The 700-nt window shown below is 47.4% G+C and carries 1 protein-coding gene; it reads right to left on the bottom strand.

Annotated elements, in window-relative coordinates; all coding sequences use genetic code 11:
• Nucleotides 1-700: hypothetical protein (locus ACYVRH_RS13985; RefSeq protein WP_461257492.1), on the bottom strand; the 700-nt coding region annotated here is incomplete at both ends.

Genomic DNA, 700 nt, shown 5'->3' with positions numbered 1-700 from the left:
GCAATCTTGTTTTCAATACATATCCGTATTCCTTGCCAGTAATCGGGACGAACGCCCCGACTGAATCGCCGTTAATTCCGCTCGTGATTAAACCTGTGAACGAAAGGCGGCTGTTGATGGACGGAAAAAGCAGGAACAAGCCAAGCTCACCCGCAAAAGCGGTGTTGAATTTATTTTCGTCAGCAAAGGCGGTTTGCGAAAATTCAACGCCGCCTCCGACTTCGATTAGCAGGTTGTTTATCGGGACTGAGGCTTTAAGTACCGCATATTGGCTGTTGTATTTAACGTCGGCGGCGTTTAAATCAAACTGTGCGATGACTGCGGCGTTCAACAGAAGCAGATCGGCAATCGAAGGGTGCTCCCAACCGAAGGAAACAAGCGCTCGTTTGGAAGAAAAGTAAGTGTTGGAAAAATCGGAGTAATCTACAGGCTCCGACAAGCCCTCAATATCGGTTTCGGTCATCGCTATATTTGCCCTGTTTTTGAATTGAAGCCCCGTGTACCACGCTCCTACTCGGAAACTTCCCACGGCGGAATTGTAATCGTATTGAACGCCGTCAAAAAGACCGTCCGCTATAAATGAAAGAGGGGCTGTGTAATTGACACGTCCTGCCTTTAGGCTTGAACTGCCGAATATCATGTTGTATTCCGTTCGGAGCAGTTCGGGTATATAGAAAAAATCTTCTTCCTTCCCGATTGA

Source organism: Treponema sp. R80B11-R83G3 (genome assembly GCF_054786115.1).
This window is presented reverse-complemented; position numbering and strand designations above follow the sequence as displayed.